Origin of the sequence: Nitrosopumilus sp. (assembly GCF_025698945.1) — an archaeon.
Classification (GTDB): Archaea; Thermoproteota; Nitrososphaeria; order Nitrososphaerales; family Nitrosopumilaceae; genus Nitrosopumilus.
The window spans coordinates 1-22,295 of record NZ_JAILWM010000002.1; the positions used below are offsets into that span (position 1 = coordinate 1).

Annotated in this window: 25 protein-coding genes; 15 read left to right on the plus strand and 10 right to left on the minus strand. The window is 34.0% G+C overall.

The window, feature by feature from the left end; genetic code table 11:
- On the plus strand, positions 1-748 hold a 748-nt coding region (locus K5790_RS05165), incomplete at its 5' end, for a methylenetetrahydrofolate reductase (RefSeq protein WP_297593014.1).
- Here the strand turns inward: K5790_RS05165 and K5790_RS05170 are convergent.
- Together K5790_RS05170 and K5790_RS05175 are read right to left on the minus strand one after the other, a co-directional pair.
- Entirely contained in the window at positions 745-3,243 is a 2,499-nt protein-coding gene (locus tag K5790_RS05170; RefSeq protein WP_297593016.1) for a dihydropteroate synthase, read from the minus strand. The genes K5790_RS05165 and K5790_RS05170 overlap by 4 nt on opposite strands.
- A gap of 32 nt (positions 3,244-3,275) precedes the next feature.
- Positions 3,276-4,238 (minus strand): homocysteine S-methyltransferase family protein, encoded by a 963-nt coding sequence (locus K5790_RS05175; protein ID WP_297593018.1) that lies wholly within the window; start codon positions 4,236-4,238, stop codon positions 3,276-3,278.
- Between the two features lie 112 nt (positions 4,239-4,350).
- Here K5790_RS05175 and K5790_RS05180 point away from each other — a divergent pair, with 112 nt between their 5' ends.
- A complete protein-coding gene (locus tag K5790_RS05180) occupies positions 4,351-5,448 on the plus strand; it encodes an MFS transporter (protein WP_297593020.1) in 1,098 nt (365 codons plus the stop codon).
- An 11-nt stretch (positions 5,449-5,459) separates the two neighbouring features.
- Here the strand turns inward: K5790_RS05180 and K5790_RS05185 are convergent, their stop codons facing one another.
- Genes K5790_RS05185 through K5790_RS05195 form a run of 3 tightly spaced genes read right to left on the minus strand, consistent with a single transcriptional unit; the run spans position 5,460 to position 8,010 of the window.
- Complete coding sequence (locus K5790_RS05185) at positions 5,460-6,218, minus strand: ABC transporter permease (protein ID WP_297593022.1); 759 nt, start codon at positions 6,216-6,218, stop codon at positions 5,460-5,462.
- Between the two features lie 5 nt (positions 6,219-6,223).
- Entirely contained in the window at positions 6,224-6,988 is a 765-nt protein-coding gene (locus K5790_RS05190; RefSeq protein WP_297593024.1) for an ABC transporter ATP-binding protein, read from the minus strand.
- Positions 6,985-8,010, minus strand: coding sequence for an ABC transporter substrate-binding protein (locus K5790_RS05195; RefSeq protein ID WP_297593026.1), 1,026 nt, complete (start codon positions 8,008-8,010; stop codon positions 6,985-6,987). Before K5790_RS05195 ends, K5790_RS05190 begins: the two co-directional genes overlap by 4 nt.
- A gap of 133 nt (positions 8,011-8,143) precedes the next feature.
- On the opposite strand from K5790_RS05195, the gene K5790_RS05200 reads away from it, so the two are divergent.
- From K5790_RS05200 to K5790_RS05260, 13 genes are all read left to right on the plus strand, one after another.
- Complete coding sequence (locus K5790_RS05200; protein ID WP_297593028.1) at positions 8,144-9,343, plus strand: argininosuccinate synthase; 1,200 nt, start codon at positions 8,144-8,146, stop codon at positions 9,341-9,343.
- Positions 9,340-9,507, plus strand: a complete 168-nt coding sequence (lysW/argW, locus tag K5790_RS05205) for an alpha-aminoadipate/glutamate carrier protein LysW (protein ID WP_014963701.1) — start codon at positions 9,340-9,342, stop codon at positions 9,505-9,507. Before K5790_RS05200 ends, lysW/argW (K5790_RS05205) begins: the two co-directional genes overlap by 4 nt.
- On the plus strand, positions 9,507-10,364 hold the full coding sequence (gene lysX, locus K5790_RS05210) for a lysine biosynthesis protein LysX (protein WP_297593033.1): 858 nt from the start codon (positions 9,507-9,509) through the stop codon (positions 10,362-10,364). The genes lysW/argW (K5790_RS05205) and lysX (K5790_RS05210) overlap by 1 nt, the downstream gene beginning before the upstream one ends.
- A gap of 28 nt (positions 10,365-10,392) precedes the next feature.
- A complete protein-coding gene (argC, locus tag K5790_RS05215; RefSeq protein WP_297593035.1) occupies positions 10,393-11,439 on the plus strand; it encodes an N-acetyl-gamma-glutamyl-phosphate reductase in 1,047 nt (348 codons plus the stop codon).
- Positions 11,440-11,441: 2 nt separating this feature from the next.
- Positions 11,442-12,245 carry a [LysW]-aminoadipate/[LysW]-glutamate kinase gene (locus K5790_RS05220; protein WP_297593037.1) on the plus strand — a complete coding sequence of 268 codons (804 nt, stop codon included), beginning with the start codon at positions 11,442-11,444 and terminating at the stop codon, positions 12,243-12,245.
- The gene (locus K5790_RS05225) at positions 12,238-13,413 is read left to right on the plus strand and encodes an acetylornithine/succinylornithine family transaminase (RefSeq protein ID WP_297593039.1); all 1,176 of its coding nucleotides are present in this window, start codon (positions 12,238-12,240) and stop codon (positions 13,411-13,413) included. The genes K5790_RS05220 and K5790_RS05225 overlap by 8 nt, the downstream gene beginning before the upstream one ends.
- Complete coding sequence (lysM, locus tag K5790_RS05230) at positions 13,406-13,825, plus strand: HTH-type transcriptional regulator LysM (protein ID WP_297593041.1); 420 nt, start codon at positions 13,406-13,408, stop codon at positions 13,823-13,825. The genes K5790_RS05225 and lysM overlap by 8 nt, the downstream gene beginning before the upstream one ends.
- A 116-nt stretch (positions 13,826-13,941) precedes the next feature.
- Entirely contained in the window at positions 13,942-15,108 is a 1,167-nt protein-coding gene (locus K5790_RS05235) for a 2-isopropylmalate synthase (protein WP_297593043.1), read from the plus strand.
- 22 nt (positions 15,109-15,130) lie between these two features.
- Complete coding sequence (lysW/argW, locus tag K5790_RS05240; RefSeq protein WP_141977799.1) at positions 15,131-15,298, plus strand: alpha-aminoadipate/glutamate carrier protein LysW; 168 nt, start codon at positions 15,131-15,133, stop codon at positions 15,296-15,298.
- Positions 15,295-16,143, plus strand: coding sequence for a lysine biosynthesis protein LysX (gene lysX / locus K5790_RS05245; RefSeq protein WP_297593047.1), 849 nt, complete (start codon positions 15,295-15,297; stop codon positions 16,141-16,143). Before lysW/argW (K5790_RS05240) ends, lysX (K5790_RS05245) begins: the two co-directional genes overlap by 4 nt.
- Positions 16,144-16,146: 3 nt before the next feature.
- A complete protein-coding gene (locus tag K5790_RS05250; protein ID WP_297593049.1) occupies positions 16,147-17,274 on the plus strand; it encodes a M20/M25/M40 family metallo-hydrolase in 1,128 nt (375 codons plus the stop codon).
- Positions 17,274-18,311, plus strand: a complete 1,038-nt coding sequence (dph5, locus tag K5790_RS05255) for a diphthine synthase (protein ID WP_297593051.1) — start codon at positions 17,274-17,276, stop codon at positions 18,309-18,311. The genes K5790_RS05250 and dph5 overlap by 1 nt, the downstream gene beginning before the upstream one ends.
- 44 nt (positions 18,312-18,355) lie before the next feature.
- Positions 18,356-18,973: an FAD synthase gene (locus tag K5790_RS05260; RefSeq protein WP_297593053.1), complete on the plus strand. Its 618-nt coding sequence runs from the start codon at positions 18,356-18,358 to the stop codon at positions 18,971-18,973.
- On the opposite strand, the gene K5790_RS05265 is transcribed toward K5790_RS05260, so the two are convergent.
- The 5 genes from K5790_RS05265 to K5790_RS05285 form a co-directional block, all read right to left on the minus strand.
- Entirely contained in the window at positions 18,970-19,653 is a 684-nt protein-coding gene (locus tag K5790_RS05265) for a CTP-dependent riboflavin kinase (protein WP_297593055.1), read from the minus strand. The two genes, K5790_RS05260 and K5790_RS05265, sit on opposite strands and share 4 nt — an antisense overlap.
- Before the next feature lie 8 nt (positions 19,654-19,661).
- Positions 19,662-20,804, minus strand: a complete 1,143-nt coding sequence (gene dnaG / locus K5790_RS05270; protein WP_297593057.1) for a DNA primase DnaG — start codon at positions 20,802-20,804, stop codon at positions 19,662-19,664.
- Between the two features lie 152 nt (positions 20,805-20,956).
- The gene (gene erpA, locus K5790_RS05275) at positions 20,957-21,307 is read right to left on the minus strand and encodes an iron-sulfur cluster insertion protein ErpA (RefSeq protein WP_297593059.1); all 351 of its coding nucleotides are present in this window, start codon (positions 21,305-21,307) and stop codon (positions 20,957-20,959) included.
- A gap of 99 nt (positions 21,308-21,406) precedes the next feature.
- Positions 21,407-21,808 (minus strand): CBS domain-containing protein, encoded by a 402-nt coding sequence (locus K5790_RS05280; RefSeq protein ID WP_297593061.1) that lies wholly within the window; start codon positions 21,806-21,808, stop codon positions 21,407-21,409.
- Between the two features lie 128 nt (positions 21,809-21,936).
- A complete protein-coding gene (locus K5790_RS05285; RefSeq protein ID WP_297593063.1) occupies positions 21,937-22,275 on the minus strand; it encodes an ArsR family transcriptional regulator in 339 nt (112 codons plus the stop codon).
- Positions 22,276-22,295 lie beyond the last annotated feature (20 nt).

Here is a 22,295-nt window from a genome sequence, read left to right on the forward strand (position 1 = left end):
AAAAAACGACAATATGACAATCAGATACGAAGCAAATCCACCAAAAATTTTACCTGGAGTAAACACGGATGAATCAGTATCAAAATTTCTCGATAAAATAAAAAGCATATCAAAAAAATGTGATGCAATACACCTTACAGAAAATGTACTTGGTCACCAAAGAGTATCACCAATTGAAGTTGGTAAAAAACTAAAAACAGAAATTCCAAATATTCCTATTACTGTAAGTCTGAGAGTTAGAGACAAAAGTGAGAAAGAGATTTCAGAATATGTAAAAAAATGCATTGATGTAGGTTTTTCTGGAATTTTAATCCTAATGGGAGATCCATCACAAACTGGAACTCCAGATTCAGGCCAATTCCCAAGTACAGTACTAAAGAGACTAAGAGATGAAAAAATAGATTCTAAAATTGATTTGTACCTTTCCATTTCAAATAACCCAGATTTTACAAAAATTTCAAAAAAGTTAGATGCTAAACCCAAAGGATTCATGACTCAAGTAATTCAAAAAATAGAACAAGTTCAAAATCTCGTAGATAATCTTAAAGGATTTTCAATAATTCCAATTATTTTATTTCCTTCAGAAAAAAATGAAAAATCAGCAAAATTTTTGAATTTAGATTTTGCATCCTATAATCAAAATTTTGAAGAGTTTGTAAAAAAAATTCATGATTTGACGGGGGATGTTTTAATTACATCTCCAAATGATTTTAATGGCTTGAATGAATTTTTGCAAAAAAATAGTTAGAGAACAAAATATTTTGCATCAGGATGATGAACAACTATTGCTGCAGTAGATTGTTCAGGAATTATCTGTCCAGATTCAGTTAATGTCATTCCAGACTTTTCAGGTTGCAATAATTTCCATACCAAGTGATGTTGTGCAACATCAGGACAACTGGGGAATCCCCAGCTATATCTTAAACCACCTTTTTCTAAATTCATTTCAGATTTTATTTTACGATTTACCCATTCTGCCAAAGCTTCTGCAACTTCTACGGCTAATCCATGCAGATAATATGCATCAGTATACTTGTCTTCCTTATTCCACTGTTCAATGATTTGTGCTACTTTATTCCCAACAGTTACAGATTGAAATGCAACAATATCATTTTCACCAAAATAATCTGTCAGACATAGGTGATCAGGTTTTGTAGAACGAGGAAATTCCAATTCCACATCCTCCCCGTGAGGATTCTCTACTAGTAATTTTCTATTTTTGTTATGACATTTGAAATAACCATAAACAATTTGGGGTTCAAAGAGTTTTTCTCTAATTATGCGCATCTTCCATTCTGTTAGAATCTGCTCATGATCATCTTCAGATGCAGAGCCTGCCTTTCCTCTCAACCCCCAAGATAATTTGAATAATGATTTTTTATCAATCATAGTCCAAACTTCTGCCATATTGATTTGATCGAATGTTAATCGAATTGGTTCTCCAATTGTTTTTAGAGTAGGGGCAGGTACAGGCTTTATATCACTTTTAGGAAGTGTGTCAGGATCTATGGATGCAGTAGATTTTTCTTTCCAATTTTCTAGTTTTATTTTCCAATCAGCTAAAAGTTTTGGTTTGTCATCTGAAATTAAAACATCCATTGTTTTTAGTCCTTCAAACATAGTATTACAATAAAAAACACCTGGCTCATAGATGCCACCATCTTTTGCGATTCGATTGATATAGTTGCTGTTAATTGCAGCACCTCCACAAAGAATAGGAATAGTCATTTTATTTTTCCTAGCATGTTCTACAAAAAACTGCATTTGTTTTGATGTAGAAACTAATAATGCAGATAAACCAATAGCGTCAGGTTTTACCTCATCAATTTTTTCTATGAATTTTTGTAATGGCACTTGTTTGCCTAGATCATATACTGAATAACCATTATTTTGAAAAATTGTTTTTACCAAATTTTTTCCAATATCATGAACATCACCATAAACTGTTCCCAGAACTAGTTTGCCTTTGCTAGTTCCTTCCTCTTTAACTAGATACTTTTCTAATTCTCCAACTGCAGCCTTCATACATTCAGCAGATTTGAGAACAAATGGCAAAATTAATTCCCCTGCACCAAACTTGTCACCAACTTCCTTCATTGCAGGAAGTAGATCTTCATTTAGAATTTTAATTGCCCCATCATGTGTTAATTCTTTAGGAGCATCAAGGGACAAAATACCATCATTATCTTTTATGATTTCAGGTTTTCCAATTTTATCAGCTATTGCCGCTACAACATCATTTTGAATTCCATCTTTTAGGCGATTTACGATTCTAAAATTTGCACGTTTTCCAGCAGGCCAAGAAGGATCAACATCTACTTTTTTAGATTCAGTAGTCCCTTGCGGACCTGTTTTTTCAAAATAGGAAATTAAATCAGATAATGCATTGGGATGAGTATTAAAGATCAGATCTTCTGCTAATTTTTTCTCTTTATCATCAATTTCACCATATGGAATTATTTCTTTGGCATTAACAATTGCAGAATCCAATCCAATTTTTACAGCATGATACAAAAATACAGAGTTGAGAATCTTTCTAGCGTATGGGGCCAACCCAAAACTGATGTTACTTAAACCCAATGTTGTAAATGAATTTGGAAATTTTTCTTTTACTAGTCGTATTCCTTCTAAAGTGTTTTTTCCTGCATCAAGAAATTCATCCTCACCAGTAGCTAAAGTAAATGTTAAAACATCAAAAATAAATTGTTCAATCTTTAAACCATATTTTTTTCCTGTCTCATAAAGTAATTCTGCAGTTTCTACTTTTTGCTGAGGAGTCTTTGCCATTCCGTTTGGCCCAATGCATAATGCAATTGCAGGTAAACCATATTTTGCCATTAAAGGTGCTAATTTTTTGAATCTACTCCCATCACCTTCAAGATTAATGGAATTAATTATGGGTCTTCCAGGAATTTGTTTTACAGCTGCTTCTATTACTTCAGGATCAGTTGAATCAATTACTAGAGGTGCATCAATTTCTAAACTTAATCGTTTTACAAGATTTAACATGAATGTTAATTCATCAGATCTTTCAGTTGTTGCAACACACACATCAAGACAATGTGCTCCATCCTCAACTTGAGCACGAGCTAAATCAACTAGTCCATCATAATCATCATTCAAAACAAGTTGTTTGGCTTTACGTGAGCCTTGAGTGTTAATTCTTTCACCAATAATTAATGGTGCAGGAATTTGTTTTAATTCAACTGCCTTTAATGCAGAACTAACTCTAGGAACATTCAATATTATAAAATCACCACAGTTTTTCTAAATACTTAACTCTCTATAGAGTTGGCTCTTTCGTCAATTACTTTTCGTAGTTCTTTAATGTGTTCAGGATTTGTACCGCAGCAGCCACCAATTATTCGAACTTTTTTGTACTGATCAAGAAAATCACTTAATGCCTCACCCATCTTTTCAGGAGTCATTTTGTAAACTGCTTGTCCACCTTGATTTTCAGGCATACCAGCATTTGGAACAACTAGCAAATTATGTTCATTTTGCTCATTTAGCCACTGTACACTAGGATTCATCTCAATTGGACCAGTAGAGCAGTTCAGACCAAAAACATCAATCCCCATATCTGAAACCGTGGTATATGCTGCTTGGATATTTGTTCCAAGTAACATTTTTCCGTATTGATCTAAAGTAGTGTTTGCAATAATCGGAACTTTCTTTCCTGTTTTCTCCATTGCATTATGACATGCTTCAATTATCAGTTTTACTTCCAATATATCCTGACTAGTTTCAATTAGTAATGCATCCACTCCTCCAAGAATTAATCCTTCAGCTTGTAACTCAAATGCAATTCTTAATTCATCAAGGGGTTTTTGTCCCAAGTCAGGATCATTTGAGCTTGGCAAATATCCAGATGGGCCCATAGAACCTATTACATATCGAGGTTTGTCAGAATATTCTTCACAAACTTCACAAGCTAATTTTGCTATCTTTTTGTTAAATTCTACAGTTTGATCGCCAAAACCATATTCATCTAATTTTATTTTATTTGAGCCAAAAGAATTTGTTTCAATACAATCAGCTCCTGCATCTAAATAATTTCTATGGATTTGTTTAATCCATTCAGGATGTGTAAGTATTAGACCGTCATTAAAGCCATCTTGATTATTTGGAAAGTCTTCAGGTTTTGGATCATATTTTTGAATCTCAGTACCCATAGCACCATCAAAAAGTAAAATACGGTTTTTTAATGCATCATTAAATGGTTCTTTAGCAGACAATTAAATTTCAAAATGTTCTTGGAGAGTTTAACTCTTTTCAGAAAAATCCACAAAGATTCAGGTTAATGACACGTATATTGAAATTAGGTAAAAAGTAGATGCAGTTACATTTATGCAAAAGATTCAAGTGAATAACCTAGTTCGTAGTGCAACCTTCTTTCAACATGCAGGAATCTCAATAATTTTTGTTTTCATGCCTTTAATTGCAAAGGGAGTTACCGAATCCATATTTGAGATTGGGCTCTTAGTAGCATCATTTAGTTTTTCCCAAATTTTATCAGAAATTTACTTTGGAAGACATTCAGATAAGAGAGGAACCAGGCTCAAATTTATCAGACTAGGCTTCATTGGTTGTGCCATTGCATTTGGATTGCATTATTTTGCCGATGATCTTGGAATGTTCTTTCTTGTTAGAATAGCAGCAGGAATTGCTAGTGGAATTATGATTCCTGCAATGATTGCATACACCTATGAGGCAAATATTGATAAAAAAAGAGCAGCAACGGTAATTTCATTTCATGCACTTGGATGGCTTGCAGGAATTGCAGCTGCAGGATTTGCTAACGATCTTAAATTAATTTTCATAATTAGTTCATTATCTTTTGTTATTGGATTTTTGTTTACAATAAAACTACCAAACCCTCAACAAGAAAAGGAATTAACACCGGGAACTACAAAAAAAGTAATTTCTAAAAACAAGTATCTTTTTTCATCATTACTACTTCGACATATTGGTGCAGCTGCTGTTTGGACTATACTTCCAATATTATTAATGGAGAGACTAGGGGCAGAACTTTATCAAATATCAATTGTTTATGTTGCAAATACACTGACAGCATTTATTTTGATGAATGTCATGGCAAGTAAAATTAATCTCTCAAATGTAACAAAATTTAAAATTGGAATTGGGTGCACAACTTTCGTCTTTATTGGATTAGCATTTATTACAGATTGGTGGATGGCAATGCCATTTATGTCACTAGTGGGAGGAACATGGGCATTTTTATTCATTGGAGGAAATTTTCATCTAATGGAAAATAATCCTCGTTCCACATCAACTGGGATATTTAGTTCAACAATATCTATTGCTACAGTAGTTGGTCCTGTAGTTGCAGGAAGTATTGCATTTCTATTTGATTACACTGCAGTAATGTATTTTGCAATTGCAATAATCATTTGTGCATTTGGCATTTCATTAAAAATCAAGTAGAAGATAGAAGATTATCTCAATCCCCATCGTGACATTACTTTATGTTCTAATCTCTTGAATATGAGACCATCAATTACAAGACCAATTCCCATAATCACAAGCATTATTGCAATTACCTGTGAGACATCAGTTAGAGAACGCCCAGCATTTAACAAAAAGCCCAATCCTAGGAATGAAAATAGTAGTTCGGCACCTATCACACCTCTCCAGGCAAATGCCCATCCTTGCTTGAATCCTGAAATCATGTATGGAAATGCTGCTGGTATCAAAACAGCAGTAATCAATTGAGTGCCCTTAGCACCCATATTTCTTGCAGCCTCAATAAAGTGAGGATTAATGTTTTTGACACCAGTGTAGGTGTTAATAGTTACAGCAAAAATTGCACCAATTGCCGTAACAAAAATTATTCCACCATCAGTTAATCCAAACCAAAGTATTGCAAGTGGAACCCATGCAATTGATGGAATTGATTGTAATCCCAATACAAGTGAACCAACAGTTTGATTTACAACTTCTACTCTTGCCATAAATATTCCCAACACAACACCACCTACAATAGCTATAGCAAGTCCAATTGCTAATCGCCACATACTTGTTGCAATTCCATAAAATAAACTACCATCAGATGCACCATATGCTAAATCTTCAGCTACCTCATATGGAGATGGAAAAATGTTATCAGGCCAAAGTCCAGACATAGAAATTACTTGCCAGACCACTATTATTCCAATGTAAAATGCAATTCTATGAGGAGTAAAATTTTTTGCCATCAGAATCACTCTTTACTTTTCTTTACCTCAGGTCGTAATTCTGCTAAAATGTCTTGTTGGAATTTTAATAATGATTCATCTTGAGTGACTCTGGGTCTTGGGAAATTATTTTCAACTTCTTTTTTAATTATTGACGGACGGTTAGTAAAAATTGCAACTTTAGTTCCAAGGACTGCAGCTTCTGCAACATTATGAGTTACAAATAGAATTGTTTTCTTTGTTTTTTCCCAAATCAATTGCATTTCAACTAACAATAAATCGCGAGTTTGTGCATCAAGTGCTGCAAATGGCTCATCCATTAACAGTACATCAGGATCCATTACAAGAGCTCTCGCAATAGCTACACGTTGTTTCATTCCAGTTGAAAGTTGAAATGTGTAAGAGTCTGCAAATTTGGTTAGCTGCATCATATCCAGATATCTATTGGATATCTTTGCTCGCTCATCTTTTGGAATTCCAGCCATCTTTAGTCCAAATTCTACATTATCCTGAACTTTGAGCCAAGGAAATAATGCACCTTCTTGGAAGACCATAATTCTCTCAGGACCGGTTTCACCAACTGGTCTACCATCAAATAGAATTTGGCCTTCATCAGGAGTTTCCAAGCCTGCAACGATTCGTAAAAAGGTAGATTTTCCACATCCTGATGGTCCAACTAAGCATACAAAATCACCAGCTTCTACCTGTAGATTTACACCTCCAAGTGCCTTTAGTTTGTGTGAATCATGGGCAAAATATTTTACAATATTTTTTGCTTCAAGTTTAGTCATTTAGTTAAATTTACCTCCAAAGTGTCAGTATCAAAATAATAAAAAATATTAGTCAAGTCATATCCATTTCGTCCCAAGTAACCAAGTGCATCTGCTTTTTCTGCAAACGAATAAACAGAGTTTGGAAGGGGGTTAGAAGTAATTACCAAATTAGATAGAGCAGTATCAATTACTTCATCAGACATTGATTTTCCCAAATGTGATTTTATAAAATCATTAAATATGATTCTTGTTTCAATAGGATTCTCATTAATCCACATTACAGTTTCTTGATGTGATTCTAAGAAATTAATTGCTAATGCAGGATTTTTTTTAACAAAATCAGTATTTGCAATTAAAAGAACAGTAGTAAATTCATTATTTGGCCATAAATCCTCTTCATAGAATAATCGTTTTCCATCAAGTTCAGTTTCTAAAATTGTGGCCCATGGTTCTGCAACCCAGGCACCATCAATTTCTCCTTTTACAAATAATGTATAGATGTCAGGGTTTGGAATATTATAGATTATTACAGAACCTCCTTTTTCTGCAGGTTTTAATCCATGTTCAGAGATAAAAGTTCGCAAAGAAACATCTTGAGTATTACCAATTTGTGGAGCAGCTATTTTTTTACCTCTAAAATCAGAAGCATTATTAATTTCTGAATTTGGATGAACAATAAAGCTGGCACCACCACTTGCAGCACCAGAAAGAATTCTGATGTTATGGTTTTCAGATTTTAAATATCCATTAATTGCAGGAATTGGTCCAACATATGCAAAATCAATTGAATTCGCAAATAATGATTCAATTACTTGTGGCCCACTATCAAAAACTCTAGTTTCAATTTTTATCTCATTACCAATTTTATTTGCAAAGAATCCTTTTTCAATTCCAACAATAGGTACTGCGTGTCCTATATTTGGAAAAAAAGCAATTCTAATCTTTTCAGTAGACGATTTATCAGAATTTTGAGAAATAATAAGCGCAGAAATCAATGCAACACCTACAATTCCTGCTACAAGTACCGATCTATTTTTCATAAAACAGCGTTATATTTGACCGTTAAATAATCATCGAATTTTAGCTTAAGCTAGTCAAAGATGTTTCCAAATTAATTCAATTCCAGCCGTATCACAAAAGATAAATTCCAAATTACGACGGAAAAGATGTTTTATGACTCAAAAAGGAATTCTTGCATTTTCTGGTGGACTAGATACATCAGTTGTTGTAAAATATTTACAAGAAGAACATGACATGGATGTAATTACAGTTACAGTGGATGTTGGACAAGGAGATGATAATAAAAAAATTGCAGCAAAGGCAAAAAAGTTAGGTGTAAAAAAACATTACAACATTGATGCAAGAAAAGAATTTGTCAAAGACTATATTTTCCCATCAATTAAGGCAAATGCATTATATCAAAAAAAATATTGTCTTGCAACAGCTCTTGCAAGACCATTGATTGCTGAAAAAGTTTTAGAGATTGCAAAAAAAGAAAAAGTCACATCACTTGCACATGGATGTTCGGGAAAAGGAAATGACCAAGTTCGTTTTGATATTACACTAAGGTCTGGATCTGATCTTCCAATCATTGCACCAATTCGAGATAAGAATTTGGATAGAGTTACAGAATTAAAGTTTGCAAAAAAACATGGAATAGAAATTGATTCTGTTGCAAAAAAATTCAGTATTGATCAAAATTTATGGGGACGTGCAATTGAAGGAGGAGTTTTAGAGGATCCATACAATGAACCACCAGATGATGCATTCATTTGGGTTAAAACAAAAAACTTACCTGATAAACCAACCTATCTAGAAATTAAATTTGATAAAGGAATTCCAGTAGCAGTAGATGGTAAAATTATGGAATCACAAAAATTAATAGAGTATGTAAACAAAAAAGCAGGTTCTGCTGGGGTTGGAATAGTTGATCATATTGAAGACAGAGTTGTCGGAATAAAATCAAGAGAAGTATATGAAACTCCTGCTGCAACTTGTCTAATTGAAGCACATCAAGATTTAGAAAAGATGGTCCATACAAAACATGAAAACAAGTTCAAGTCCTTAATTGATGATGAATGGTCATATTTGGTATACTCAGGATTATGGCAAGATCCTCTAAAAACAGATCTGGACGGATTTATTGAGGCATCACAAAAACCCGTATCAGGAACAGTCAAACTCAAGCTATACAAGGGCAGTCTCAGAGTAGTTGGAAGAAAATCAAAAAATTCATTGTATAGTCACAATATTGCAACATATGGATCAGAATCAACTTTCGATCAAAGATTAGCTAAAGGATTTGTCGAATTGTGGGGAATGCAATCAACAGAAGCTAATAAATTACAAAAGAAAAGGTCAACAAAAACATGAACTGCCCAGAATGTGACGCAACACTAAACATCCCAGATGATGCCTCAGTTGGAGAAATAGTCTCCTGTCCTGATTGTGGTGCCGACTTTGAAATCGCAAAAAAAGACGGATCAAATGTTGAGCTTAAACAAGCAGAAAGCGTAGGCGAAGACTGGGGAGAGTAATGTCAAAAGTCTGTATTGTGTTTGACCGCTTAAGAGCGGAAGAAAAGATGCTCCAAAAGGAGGCATCAGAACTAGGACATGATACAGTGATGCTAGATGCAAAGATCACACAGATAAACACAGATAGTAAAAAAGCCGATTTTGATCTTGGAGATGTTGTTTTAGAGAGATGTGTTAGTTATTTTAGAGGTCTTCACTTTACTGCAAGTTTAGAATTCCTAGACATACCAGTTCTTAACAAATTTGAAGTTGCAAATATTTGTGGAAACAAAATGTTCATGACTTTACTTTTAAAGAAAAATAATATTCCTACTCCTAAAACATATTTTTCATTTTCAAGTGAGAGTGCAGCTGAGAATTTAGAAAAAGTTGGATTTCCATTAGTCATCAAACCAGTAATTGGTAGTTGGGGAAGAGGAATAATGCCAATTAAGGATAAAGATACAATGGACGCAGTTTTTGAAATAAGAGATATCACAGATAGCCCACATGATAGAATTTACTATTTGCAAGAAGTTATCAAAAGACCTCCAAGAGATATCCGAGTAATTACAATTGGAGATGAGCCTATTGCAGCCATGTATAGAAAATCTTCAGGTGGCTTTAAAACGAATATTGCATTAGGAGCAGATCCAGAACTTTGTGAGATCACAAAAGACATGGAAGATCTTGCCAGTAAAGCTTCCAAAGCCATGGGGAGTGGCATTTTAGGAATAGACATGATGGAGGATGAGAAAAGAGGTTTAGTTGTTCATGAAGTAAATAATACTGTAGAATTCAAAGGATTAGCAAGAGTTGCCAAGCAAAATATACCAAAAAAAATGGTAGAATTTGCGCTAGACTACGTTAGGAAATAAATTATACTTCATTACGAGGAGGTTTATCATGAAAGTAGGTGTTGTAGGAGCATCAGGTTATGTAGGTGGAGAGACACTCCGTCTTCTTGTTAATCATCCAGATGTCGAGATATCCATGGTAACATCAAGACAACATGTAGGAGAATATCTACACAGAGTTCAACCAAGCTTAAAGGGATTTACCGATCTAACATTTTCAGAATTAGACTATGACAAGTTAACGGACAAATGTGATCTTGTATTTACTGCAGTACCTCATGGAACTGCCACTGAAATAGTAAAAGCCCTCTACGACAGAGGCATAAAAATAATTGATTTGAGTGCAGATTATAGATTACATGACCAGGATGCATACGATAAATGGTATGGATGGGAACACCCACATCCTGATTATTTAGCAAAATCAGTTTTTGGAGTTCCTGAATTACATAGAGAGGCAATTAAAAAAGCACAACTAGTTTCATGTCCAGGTTGTATGGCAGTAACATCAATGTTAGCCCTTGCACCATTAATTCGAAATGATATCATCGATACGGATCATATTGTAGTGGATTCAAAAATTGGGTCCTCTGGAGCAGGGTCTGGTTCAGGAACAGCACATGCAATGAGAGCAGGGGTGATTAGACCATACAAACCAGCAAAGCATAGACACACAGGCGAAATAGAACAAGAACTAAGTGAAATTGCAGGAAAGAAAATACATGTTTCAATGAGTCCACATGCAGTAGATGTTGTTCGTGGAATTTTATGTACAAATCACACATTTATGAAAAAAGATATTGAAGAAAAAGAGCTGTGGAAATTATATCGTCAAGCTTATGGCGAAGAGAAGTTCATTAGACTGATCAGAGATAAAAAAGGATTATACAAATTCCCAGATCCAAAGTTTTTGGTTGGTTCAAACTTTTGTGACATAGGATTTGATATTGACGAAGACAATAATAGATTAATTGCACTATCTGCATCGGACAATCTGATGAAAGGTGCTGCAGGTTCTGCCATTCAAAACATGAATGTAATGTGTGGTTTTGATGAAATGAATGGACTCAGATACACACCGTTAACTCCTGTTTAGAAATGATCACAATCAAAATTGGTGGAAGCGTTGTTGATAATTTACATCCATCTACAATTTCAGACATAAAAAAAGTTTCAGAAACTGAGGGAGTAATTTTAGTTCACGGTGGAGGAAAAGAAGTTACAAAAGTTTGCGAACAATTAGGAAAAGAACCAAAATTTGTAACATCACCAAGTGGAATCAAAAGCAGATACACTGACAAAGAAACAGCAGAAATTTTTACAATGGTAATGTCTGGCAGAATCAACAAAACCATTGTTCAAATGCTTCAAAAAAATGGAATTAATGCAATTGGACTTTCCGGAGTAGATGCAAAAATAATAGAAGCAGATAGAAAAAAGAAACTTCTAATTGTAAATGAAAAAGGCCGAAAACAAGCAATTGATGGCGGTTATACAGGTAAAATCAGAGATGTAAATGCGAAATTTATCAAGTTGCTCTTAGAGCAAGGGCTCACTCCAGTTATTTCACCAATAGCAATTAGCGAAGAATCAGAATTTCTAAATGTAGATGGAGATAGAGCAGCTGCATATGTCGCAGGGAAAGTAGGAAGTGACAAAGTATTGTTCATCACAAATGTAGATGGGCTTTTAATCGATGAGAAACTCGTTACTAATCTAACATTGGCTGAAGCAAAAGAGATCAGACCTAAAATTGGTCCTGGTATGGAGAAAAAAATACTTGCGTCAACTGAAGCCTTAGATATGGGGGTAAAAGAAGCATTAATTGCTAATGGTCAAAAAGAAAATCCAATATCATCTGCAATTGCACATGATAATTGTACGGTGATCAAACATGAGTGAAGATCAATTCATGGGAAATCTCTATCAGAGATTTCCAGTTACTATTGAAAAAGGAGTAGGAGCTCATGTTTGGGATATTGACGGAAAAGAATACATTGATTGTATGGGAGGATATGGTGTTTCATTAGTCGGTCATCAGAATCAAAGAGTAAATAATGCAATAAAAGAACAAATCGATAAAATAATTACAGTGCACAGTTCACTGTACAATAAAACTAGAGAAGAATTTTTAAAATTACTAATAGGATTAGCTCCAAAAGGACTAACACAAGTTCATTTAAACAACAGCGGTGCAGAAGCAATTGAAGCTGCAATAAAGTTTGCAAGAAAATTTACAGGAAAAAAAGGAATGGTTGCAATGAAAGGATCCTATCATGGAAAATCATTTGGAGCTTTATCATTAACATTTAATCCAAAATACAAAAAAGCATTTGAACCACTTGTGGAGAAAGTTTCATTTGCATCATTTGGCGACATACAATCACTTCGTGAAGTGATTGATGATGATACAGCATTTGTGATTTTAGAACCAATTCAAGGAGAGAGTGGAATTAATGTTGCACCAGATGGATTTTTGCAAGATGTTAGAAAACTCTGTGATGAAAAAGGAATTCTGTTAATTTTTGACGAAATACAAGCAGGATTGGGGAGAACAGGACGATTATGGGCATGTGACCATTGGAACACAGCACCAGATATTTTATGTCTTGCAAAAGGAATTGCAGGAGGAGTTCCAATGGGTGCAACACTAGTAAGACCAGATATACTTGCAGCAATGAGTAAAGGAGAGCATTCTTCAACATTTGGAGGCAATCCAATTTCATGCGCTGCAGGAATAGCAGCATTAAAAGCATTGACTGAAGATGGCTTGATTGAAAATTCTGAAAAGATGGGGAAATTATTCAGAGAGGGTTTAGAGAAACTAAAAGAAAAACACACCATGATTAGAGAAATTCGTGGAAAGGGATTAATGATTGGAGTTGAGATGAAATTTGAAGTCAGAGACATACTAATGGGTTTAATTAAAGAAGGAGTTCTAATGCTTTATTCAGGGCGAAATATACTAAGAATTTTACCACCATTAGTAATTACCGAAGATGACATAACAAAAGTTTTACATGCTCTAGATTCTGTATTAACAAAAGAGGAAGAAAAGAGAGATGTATAAAGACAAAGTAGACGAAAAAATTATTGGATATCTGAAAGAAGATTCAAGAGAATCTTTTGTAGATATTGGAAAAAAATTAAAGCTATCAGAATCAGCAGTTAGAAGAAGAGTTAAAAATTTAGTTGATAGTGGAACAATTAAAAAATTCACACTTGAGTTAGGTGAAGAAAATACAACAAGTGCAATTGTTCTTGTTTCAGTAGACTCTGCAACAGATACGGCAAAAGTTTCATTGAAGCTGGCTAAACTTGAAGGAGTGAAAACAGTTTATGAAATTACTGGTCAGTATGACATCACTACAATAATTAGTGCACCAAGTATTGCAGAAATCAATAGTAGTATTGATGCATTAAGAAAAATTACGGGTGTAGTCGATACAAACACAGTAATTATTTTAAGAAAAGTCATCTAATGCGACTTTCGCTTAAATTATTTATTTTAAAACTAAATTAGGATCAAAAATAATTAAAAATAACGAAGATAGTACGAATATGTTTATATCATCTATTTTAGTTAGCGATATCAGTAATGAAAGATCCGAATCACTATGCAAACATCTACAATGCATACGATAAAAATCCAAAGAAAATCAAGGTATTAGATAGTACCTTAAGAGAAGGAGAACAACATCCAGGTGTTTCTTTTACAAGTAAGCAAAGAATTCAGATTGCATGGATGTTAGATTATTTTGGAGTTGATCAAATTGAAATTTCGCCTGTTGTATCTAGTGATCATAAAGAAGCAACTAAAACAATAATCAAACAAGGACTCAAGGCAGATATTGTTTCACATGGACGTGCACTCAAAGAAGATATTGATGTGTCATTGGATTGTGATGCAAAATGGTGTGCGGCATATTTAGGAATTTCAGATATTCATCTTAAAGACAAATTAAGAATTTCTAGAGAGCAAGCACTTGAGAGAGCTGTTGAAACTGTAGAATATGCAAAATCACATGGACTAAAAATTAGATTCACAGTTGAAGATGGAAGCAGAGCAGAGCCAGAATTTTTACTAAAAGTATGTAAAGCAATTGAAGAGGTAGGAGTCGATAGAATTAGTCTTCCAGATACTGTTGGTATTTTACGACCTATTGGAATGTATAATTTTGTTAAAAAAGTCAGAGACGTAGTCGATGTACCCCTTGATGCACATGTTCATAATGATATTGGGTTTGCAGTAGCAAATGCATTTTCTGCGTGTGATGCTGGAGTGGACCAAATCCATACAACAATTGATGGTATAGGGGAAAGAACTGGAATTCCACCACTTGCAGAAGTTGCAGTAGCATTAACATATTTGTACAAATCACCAAATGATTTCAGATTAGATATGCTACTAGATCTTTCAAGATTAATTGAAGATTATACATCAATAAAACCATATGATTCAAAACCTATTGTAGGTTCATCGGCATACAAACACAAAGCAGGAACACATCTTGCCGCAATTCTTAGAAATCCAGCAGCATACGAGCCAATTCCTCCAAGAGCAGTGGGAAATAGGAGAAGAATTGTCTTTGGAGAATTAGCTGGTAAAACTGGTGCTGCCTACTTGATGTCATTATTGGGACTTGAAAAAGATGATGAGGGTGCAAAGGCAGTAGCAGCCGGACTAAAGAGTCTCAGAATGGGGGATCTAATTGAAATACCATTGGAAGACAGACTTGAAAAAAGGATAATTAATGATAAATAAAGAGGATTAATGGAGAGAAGATATGTCAAAATGTGAAGAATGTGATGCAGAGATTTCCATACCAAGTGACGCACTTGAAGGAGAGATTGTAACATGTCCGGAATGTGGCGCAAGTTTTGAATTAGCAAAAGGTTCAGACGGTTTCGATCTAAAGCCTGCCCAAACGGTTGGCGAGGATTGGGGGCAGTGAGTCCTGACGTTACGATTCTTTATGATACCATCCGTTGGGAAGAAAAAGCTCTATTAGAATCAGGTAAAAAAAACAACATAAACATCCAGATGGTAGATTGTAAGAAACTTGCATTAGATTTAGAAAAAAAACCAGAAGATTATGGAATAGTTATTCAAAGATGTGTTAGTTACTATAGAAATCTTCATTCAACTGCAGCTCTAGAGGGACTAGGAGTTAAAGTAATCAATTGTCTTAACACAGGAGTATTTGCAGGAAATAAATTATTTACACATATGCTTCTAAAAAAATTTGGTGTGCCAACGCCTGATGCAACTGTTGCCTTTTCAAAAGATGCAGCGTTAGAAGCATTAGATGTGCATGGTTATCCTAAAGTCATCAAACCAACAGTTGGCAGTTGGGGAAGATTAATTTCAAAATTAAATGATCGAGATTCAGCTGAGGGAATTATTGAAAGCAGAGAAAACATGTATCCAATTTATCAAATTCATTATCTAGAAGAATTTGTTCAAAGACCTCCAAGAGATATCCGAGCAATAATGGTAGGCGATAAGATTGTGGCTGCAATTTACAGGACATCAGGGAATGGGAATTGGAAAACAAATATGGCACTTGGTGGAATTGCAGAGCCATGCAAAGTTACATCAGAGATGGAAGAGATGTGTATTAAGGCTAAAAATGCAGTTCAGGGGGATATTGTAGGGGTGGATTTGATGGAAAGTGATGAAAAAGGATTAGTTGTTCATGAGGTTAACAATACTACAGAATACAAAAACACCGTTAGAGTATGTGAAGTTGATATTCCTTCTTTAATGTTAGATTATGCAATAAAGGTAGACAAGTAAAAATTGGACACACATTTTACCGTCACACCAAGATATGCAGTAAAAATGCTTGAGAAAGCACTGAGATTGTATACACCGTCACTTAGTGAAAAGCCAATGGCAGAATTTTTAGCTGATAAATGCGATGATCTTGGATTTGAAGAAATTCAAATTGATGAAGTTGGAAATATTATTGCAAAGAAGGGGTCGGGTTCGCCAAAAATTATGTTATGTGGACATATGGATGTAGTTCCAGGAAAAGTAAAGGTAAGAAAAGAAGGAGATTCATTGTATGGTCGGGGTGCATCAGATGCTAAAGCACCACTAATGGCAATGTTATTTGCAGCAGCTTCTATTCAAAATAATAACGGAACCGTATTTTTTGTAGGAGCAGTTGATGAAGAAGGCAATGCAACTGGAATTAAAAATTTAGTTAAAAAAAAGATAGGAATTGATTATGCAATTTTTGGAGAACCAAGTGGAATTAAACAAGTAACAATTGCATACAAAGGAAGACTGGCAATTAATCTAAAGATCAGTGTGGATGATAGTTCACATGCAAGTGCACCATGGCTCTCAAAAAACGCCATACAAGAATCAATAATTTTTGCAAAAGAACTCAAAGACAAATTAGAGGATGGACAAGATGAAAAATCAAAAGGAATGTTGTTAACAGCAACAATGACTGAAATCAAGGGTGGAACAAGTCATAATGTAACCCCAAAAGATTGTGAAACTACTTTTGATATACGAATCCCAGTTGATATGGATTGTAAAACTGTTGAACAAAAAATTGCAACGCTGGTTAAAGAGATAGCACAAAAAAGAGAAGTAGAGGCATTTTATTCAATTCTTGATGAAACTGAACCATTTGAGGCGCCTCATAATTCATCTCTAGTGAGGGCTTTCACGCTAGGAATAATGGAAGTTGAGAATTCAAGACCTTCATTAATAAGAAAAACAGGTACTGGAGACATGAATGTTCTAGGAAATCAATGGCACATTCCAGTTGTCACATACGGTCCAGGTGATCCTCACGAAGCACATACAATTGATGAAAAAGTATCAATTGATGAGTATCTACGTGGAATTGAAATTCTCAAAAAAACTCTACAGCACTTAAAAAGACTACACGATAGAAAGATGCAGTAATGCTTTGGTTTGTAGGTTTAGGTGTATCTGGATTCAAATCAATTCCAATTGAAGCTCTAGATGTTTTATCTAAAGCAGACATTGTCTATTTGGAGCAATTTACAAGTCCAATTGGAAAATCAGATTTAAAAAAAATTAAAAATTCAACAAAAGCAGAATTCAAAGAAGCAAAAAGATGGTTAGTTGAAGACGGCAATGAGATTTTGAAAAATTCAAAGAAGAAAAAAGTTGTTTTATTATCATATGGAGATCCGTATATTGCTACAACCCATATCGAATTAAGAATAAGGGCAATTCAAGAAAAAATCAAAACATTCTCAATTCATGCATCATCCTCATTAACATCTATGATTGGTGAATGTGGTTTACATTTTTACAAAGTTGGAAGAATTGCAACAATAATGAGTGAAATGAAATCACTTACTACCCCATACTATGTAATTTACAAAAATATCATTGAAGGAAATCACACAATTCTGCTATTAGAATATAATCAAGATAAGGATTTTTTCTTAGAACCAAATACTGCATTAAAGGGATTATTAGAAACAGAAAAAGGACAAATAAGAAATGTTATTGATTTATCAACATTTGTTATCGTTGCATCAAGAATCGGGTTCAAAGATCAGACTATAATTTCAGGTAAAATTTCTAATCTAAGAAAAAAAGACTTTGGAAAACCACCACACACTATAATTATTCCAGGAAGGCTCCATTTTACTGAATCAGATGCATTGAAGATATTAGGAGAGTGTATTGATGAACCATTTGACAATTCTGAAAAAACTAGTAAAATTTCTACCCAAATGATGAGAAAATATGTTCCAATGATAAGAGATGCATTAGAAGAAATCAAACCACTCTACAAAGATCAGAAGGAATTTCACATAATATTAGAAAATGCAGAATTATACATTCAAGATGCTGAGAAATTTTTAGAAGATGGGCAAGACGAGGTAGCTATTTTGAGTATCGGGTATGCTGATGGATTAATTGATGCATTGAGATTGGCAAAAGGCCTTGATCCAAAAATGTAGTTTTTAGCGATGAATTAAAGAGAGGGTCTAAGTTAGGAAAAATAATGGAGCAAAGTGAAAAGGTCATTCTTTCTTCAATGTATGTATCAGAAATTGAAGGAATATCACCATTTGAAATAATCAGTAAAAAAACTAGTCTGTCATTAAATGAAATTAATTCTAAAATTGATGAGTTGGTAAAAAAACAATTAATCAATAAAGACAGAACAACTCTGACAGAAATTGGCCGTAATTCATTACGAGTTGTTTTAGCAGGGGGAGTTTTTGATATTATTCATCCAGGTCATATTCATACTCTAAATGCTGCAAAGGCATTAGGAGATGTTCTGGTGGTGGTAGTTGCAACTGACAATACAGCAGTAAAGATGAAAAAAAGAAGGCCATTGCATAGCCAAGAGCAAAGACAGGAATTAGTTCAATCATTATCCATAGTTGATCTTTGTTTAATTGGACAAGAAGATGATATCTTCAAGACAGTTAATCGTGTCAGACCCCAAATAATTGCACTTGGGTATGATCAAGTTCATCAAGAAAAATTCATCATTGATGGATGTAAAAAGATTGAACTTGAAGCGACTGTAGCAAGATTACAGTCTCCAATGCCTGAGAGTTCTAGCTCAAAAATTGAAAAAGAATACGGGGAATCTATTCACGGAATTTAGGAATTTACTTGAATTCTGATTGATATTTTAGAGCCATCTTTGAGTTTTCCAGATTTCCTAATACATACTTTAGAAATTAATTCAATGATAGAATCATCATGATGAGTTCGCTCAAGAATAATTAATTCACAATTTATGGAATTGTTGATCTTAGCTTGAAAGCATTTAACCCAACCATATGTCCTTTTACCATCTGAAAAACTTTGAATTTTTACACCATTGAGAGTTTCAAATTGTTTTATAGCCTCTTGATGAATTTTTTTATCTAATCTTACATTTAGAGTTCCCGGAAATGGAATGTAACCAATTTTTGATTTGAATTGTTTTGTATAACCTTTAAGAGCCATGTAGTATGCACCTTCACCCATTCCTGAAACTAATGTTCCCTGAAGATCTACATGTGATGGTGATGAATCTAAGCTCTTTTGTAAAATGGATAATAGTTTAACCATTTCAGAATATCCTTTTGATGTAATTTTTACTGAGATATTTCTACCACTGATTATTCTTTCAATGAATTGATTTTGTTCTAACTCAAGTAGATGCTTTGATGCAGCTTGCTGAGATTTTTTAATATTTTTTCCAAGTGATGAGGTTGTAATGGTAACATAATTGTATTTTGCACCTTTTGATAGAAGATAAGATAGAGTTAGGATGTGCTGAATTTTTAGTTCAGTCATCTAGAATCCTATGCTACGCCTAGGTCACCGAATGTTTTTAGTGTCATTCCATCAGAGTTGGAAAGTTTTGCAACTCTATGTCCTATTACATATTCAATTCCAGCATTTTTGGCGCCTTCTAAGAGTCTCTGAGTAATAATTCCATCAAGAAGGAGATATTTGATTCCTGATTGAGTCGAGAGTTTACTTACAACTTCACTAATAGGAACCTTGAATATTTCATTTTGATCACTATCTAGAGCAACAGCTTCCAAAGTTTCATTGAGATTTGGAAATATTTTGGATGCAACTTCTGCAAGTGGTTTATCATCTTCACTTTTTAGAGAAGCAGTTGGTTTTCCACTTTTAATCTCTTCAGCTATTGGACTTAGTATTTCATCAATTCTTTGTGGAGTTAATTCTTCAACTTCAACTCCAGAATCTGCTTGGAGTTCATAATCCAAAGTAACAACAGATTTTAGCTCTTTGAGAATAAAGCCACCAGATCTATCACCATCTAAGAATGCAACAACTGTATCTTTAGAATTACATAGTTCTTTGATAGATTCATCAATTTTAGCACCTTCAATTGCCAATGCATTATCATAACCAGCTCTTAGAAGATTAATCACATCTGCACGTCCTTCAACTAGAATTACCCAGTTAGAATCAAACAATCCAGAACTGCATGTGAGTTTGGATGGACCATAAGTGGATAGTTTTCCAGTATCACCTTGATGAACATCATTTAGCATACTTTCTCCTTCACTTACAGTTTTAGTTGCCCATTTTTGCTTGATTTCTTTTGCACGTCTAACAATATCGTCTTTCTTTGCTGCTCTTACATCATCAATTGCTTCTAATCTAAATTTACAATCAAATGGACCTACTTTGTCAATGCTTTCAATTCCTGCTGCAATTAATGCACAAGTATCAATATCAGTACTCATTGGAATTAATGCATCACCAGTCGTAGTGTTGGCAGTAGATTTTGCATTAACTTCAATGCGACCTACTTTAGAAACTCGTTGCAGTTCATTCAGATTCATCTCTGGACCTAACAGACCTTCGGTCTGTCCAAAGATAGCTCCGATTATATCTGCTCTTTCAACGAGCCCATCAACTTCATAGGAAAGTTTAACATGATATTTGACAATTCCTGATTGAGGCATAAATTATTCATCTCCTTAATTATCATATTTTGAGTTTCTACCTTCGATATATGAGGGTATCGCAATTTCTTCAAAAATATTTGAAATTTAATTAAAAATCGATTAACACCACGGGCTAATCGAAGATAAAAATGAAAAATAATGATTTTAGTTTATTCAGTGCTAAATGAGTGACCACATGAACAGGATTTTGTAACATTTGGATTATTGATTTTAAATCCAGAGCCCATTAGGCTTTCAATATAGTCTACGTTAGCACCCTGTAGATGATCAACACTGTAGCTGTCAACTAGGAGTTTTACACCATTTTCTTCCATGACGATGTCATCTTCTTCTGGTGCTTTTTCGAAGCCCATTCCATAAGATAGACCAGAACAACCGCCACCTTGAACATATACTCTAAGGTATTCAGGGGCTTCTGCCTCTTCTTTCATGAATTCTTTGATTTTCTCAGCTGCTTTTGCTGAAACTGTGATCATCTTTTGTGTTTGTTCAGTTGCCATTATAAGAGAAAATGGCTGTTCAAATTATAATAAGCTTTTGCAACTCTACAGAGTAGTACAATTCTAGTTTCAGGCTAATTTGTGAAGAAATTAGAGATTTCAGTGATCCGCAATATGTTGTACCAAATCACTTGTGGTAATTATTCCAACCACATTATCATCATCAATAACGGGTAATTTTCTAACTTTTCTTGTAGACATTAGATCAGAGGCAGTCCATAAATCAGAATCAGAATCAATAGAAATTAGAGGTGTCGACATTATTTGTTTTACAGGAATATCATTAGAATTAGAATGTGCAACTATTTTAATTGCAAAATCTCTGTCCGTTACAATTCCAATAGGAAGTTTATTTTCTAAAACAATCATTGCACCAACCCCAGTATCTTCCATTATTTTTGCAGCATCATTGGCAGTAACAAATGAGTCAACAGAAACAACAAATCTATTCATAATTTCTCTAACACTAGTTTTTTGTTGGATTGGATCAGGTGGATTCATTAGTGATTTTAAACCAAAGCCATATTTGAAACAGTGAATTGAATTTCAAAATTGATAATTAATTTTCAATCTAAAAATAAAATAAGAAACCAAATTGTGGGTAAATTAATCTAAAGAAAAATCAATGATTAATTTATTCTAGAATTTGGAATTAATTCTACAGTTGTTTCTTCCAAATCACAATTGATAGAAATGGACTTTACTTTACTTTTGTATAGAAAGTATTTTTTTCCATCTTGGCTAATCGAACCAGAGATTGAGAGCAATTTTGCATCATACAGAGTTTGCAATCTTCGATAGACAGTACTGATTGGGATCTTTTTTTCGCTTGAGATTTCCATGGCAGACTTTGGTTTTTCCAAAGTATTTTGAAGTATTTGCTTGCAGTATTTATCAGCAAGGATTTCTAAAACTATCTGTTTTCTCTCTTCATCCATTATCTTTTGGGATTGAATTAGTTCTTGCATATACCATAAATATCAAAATT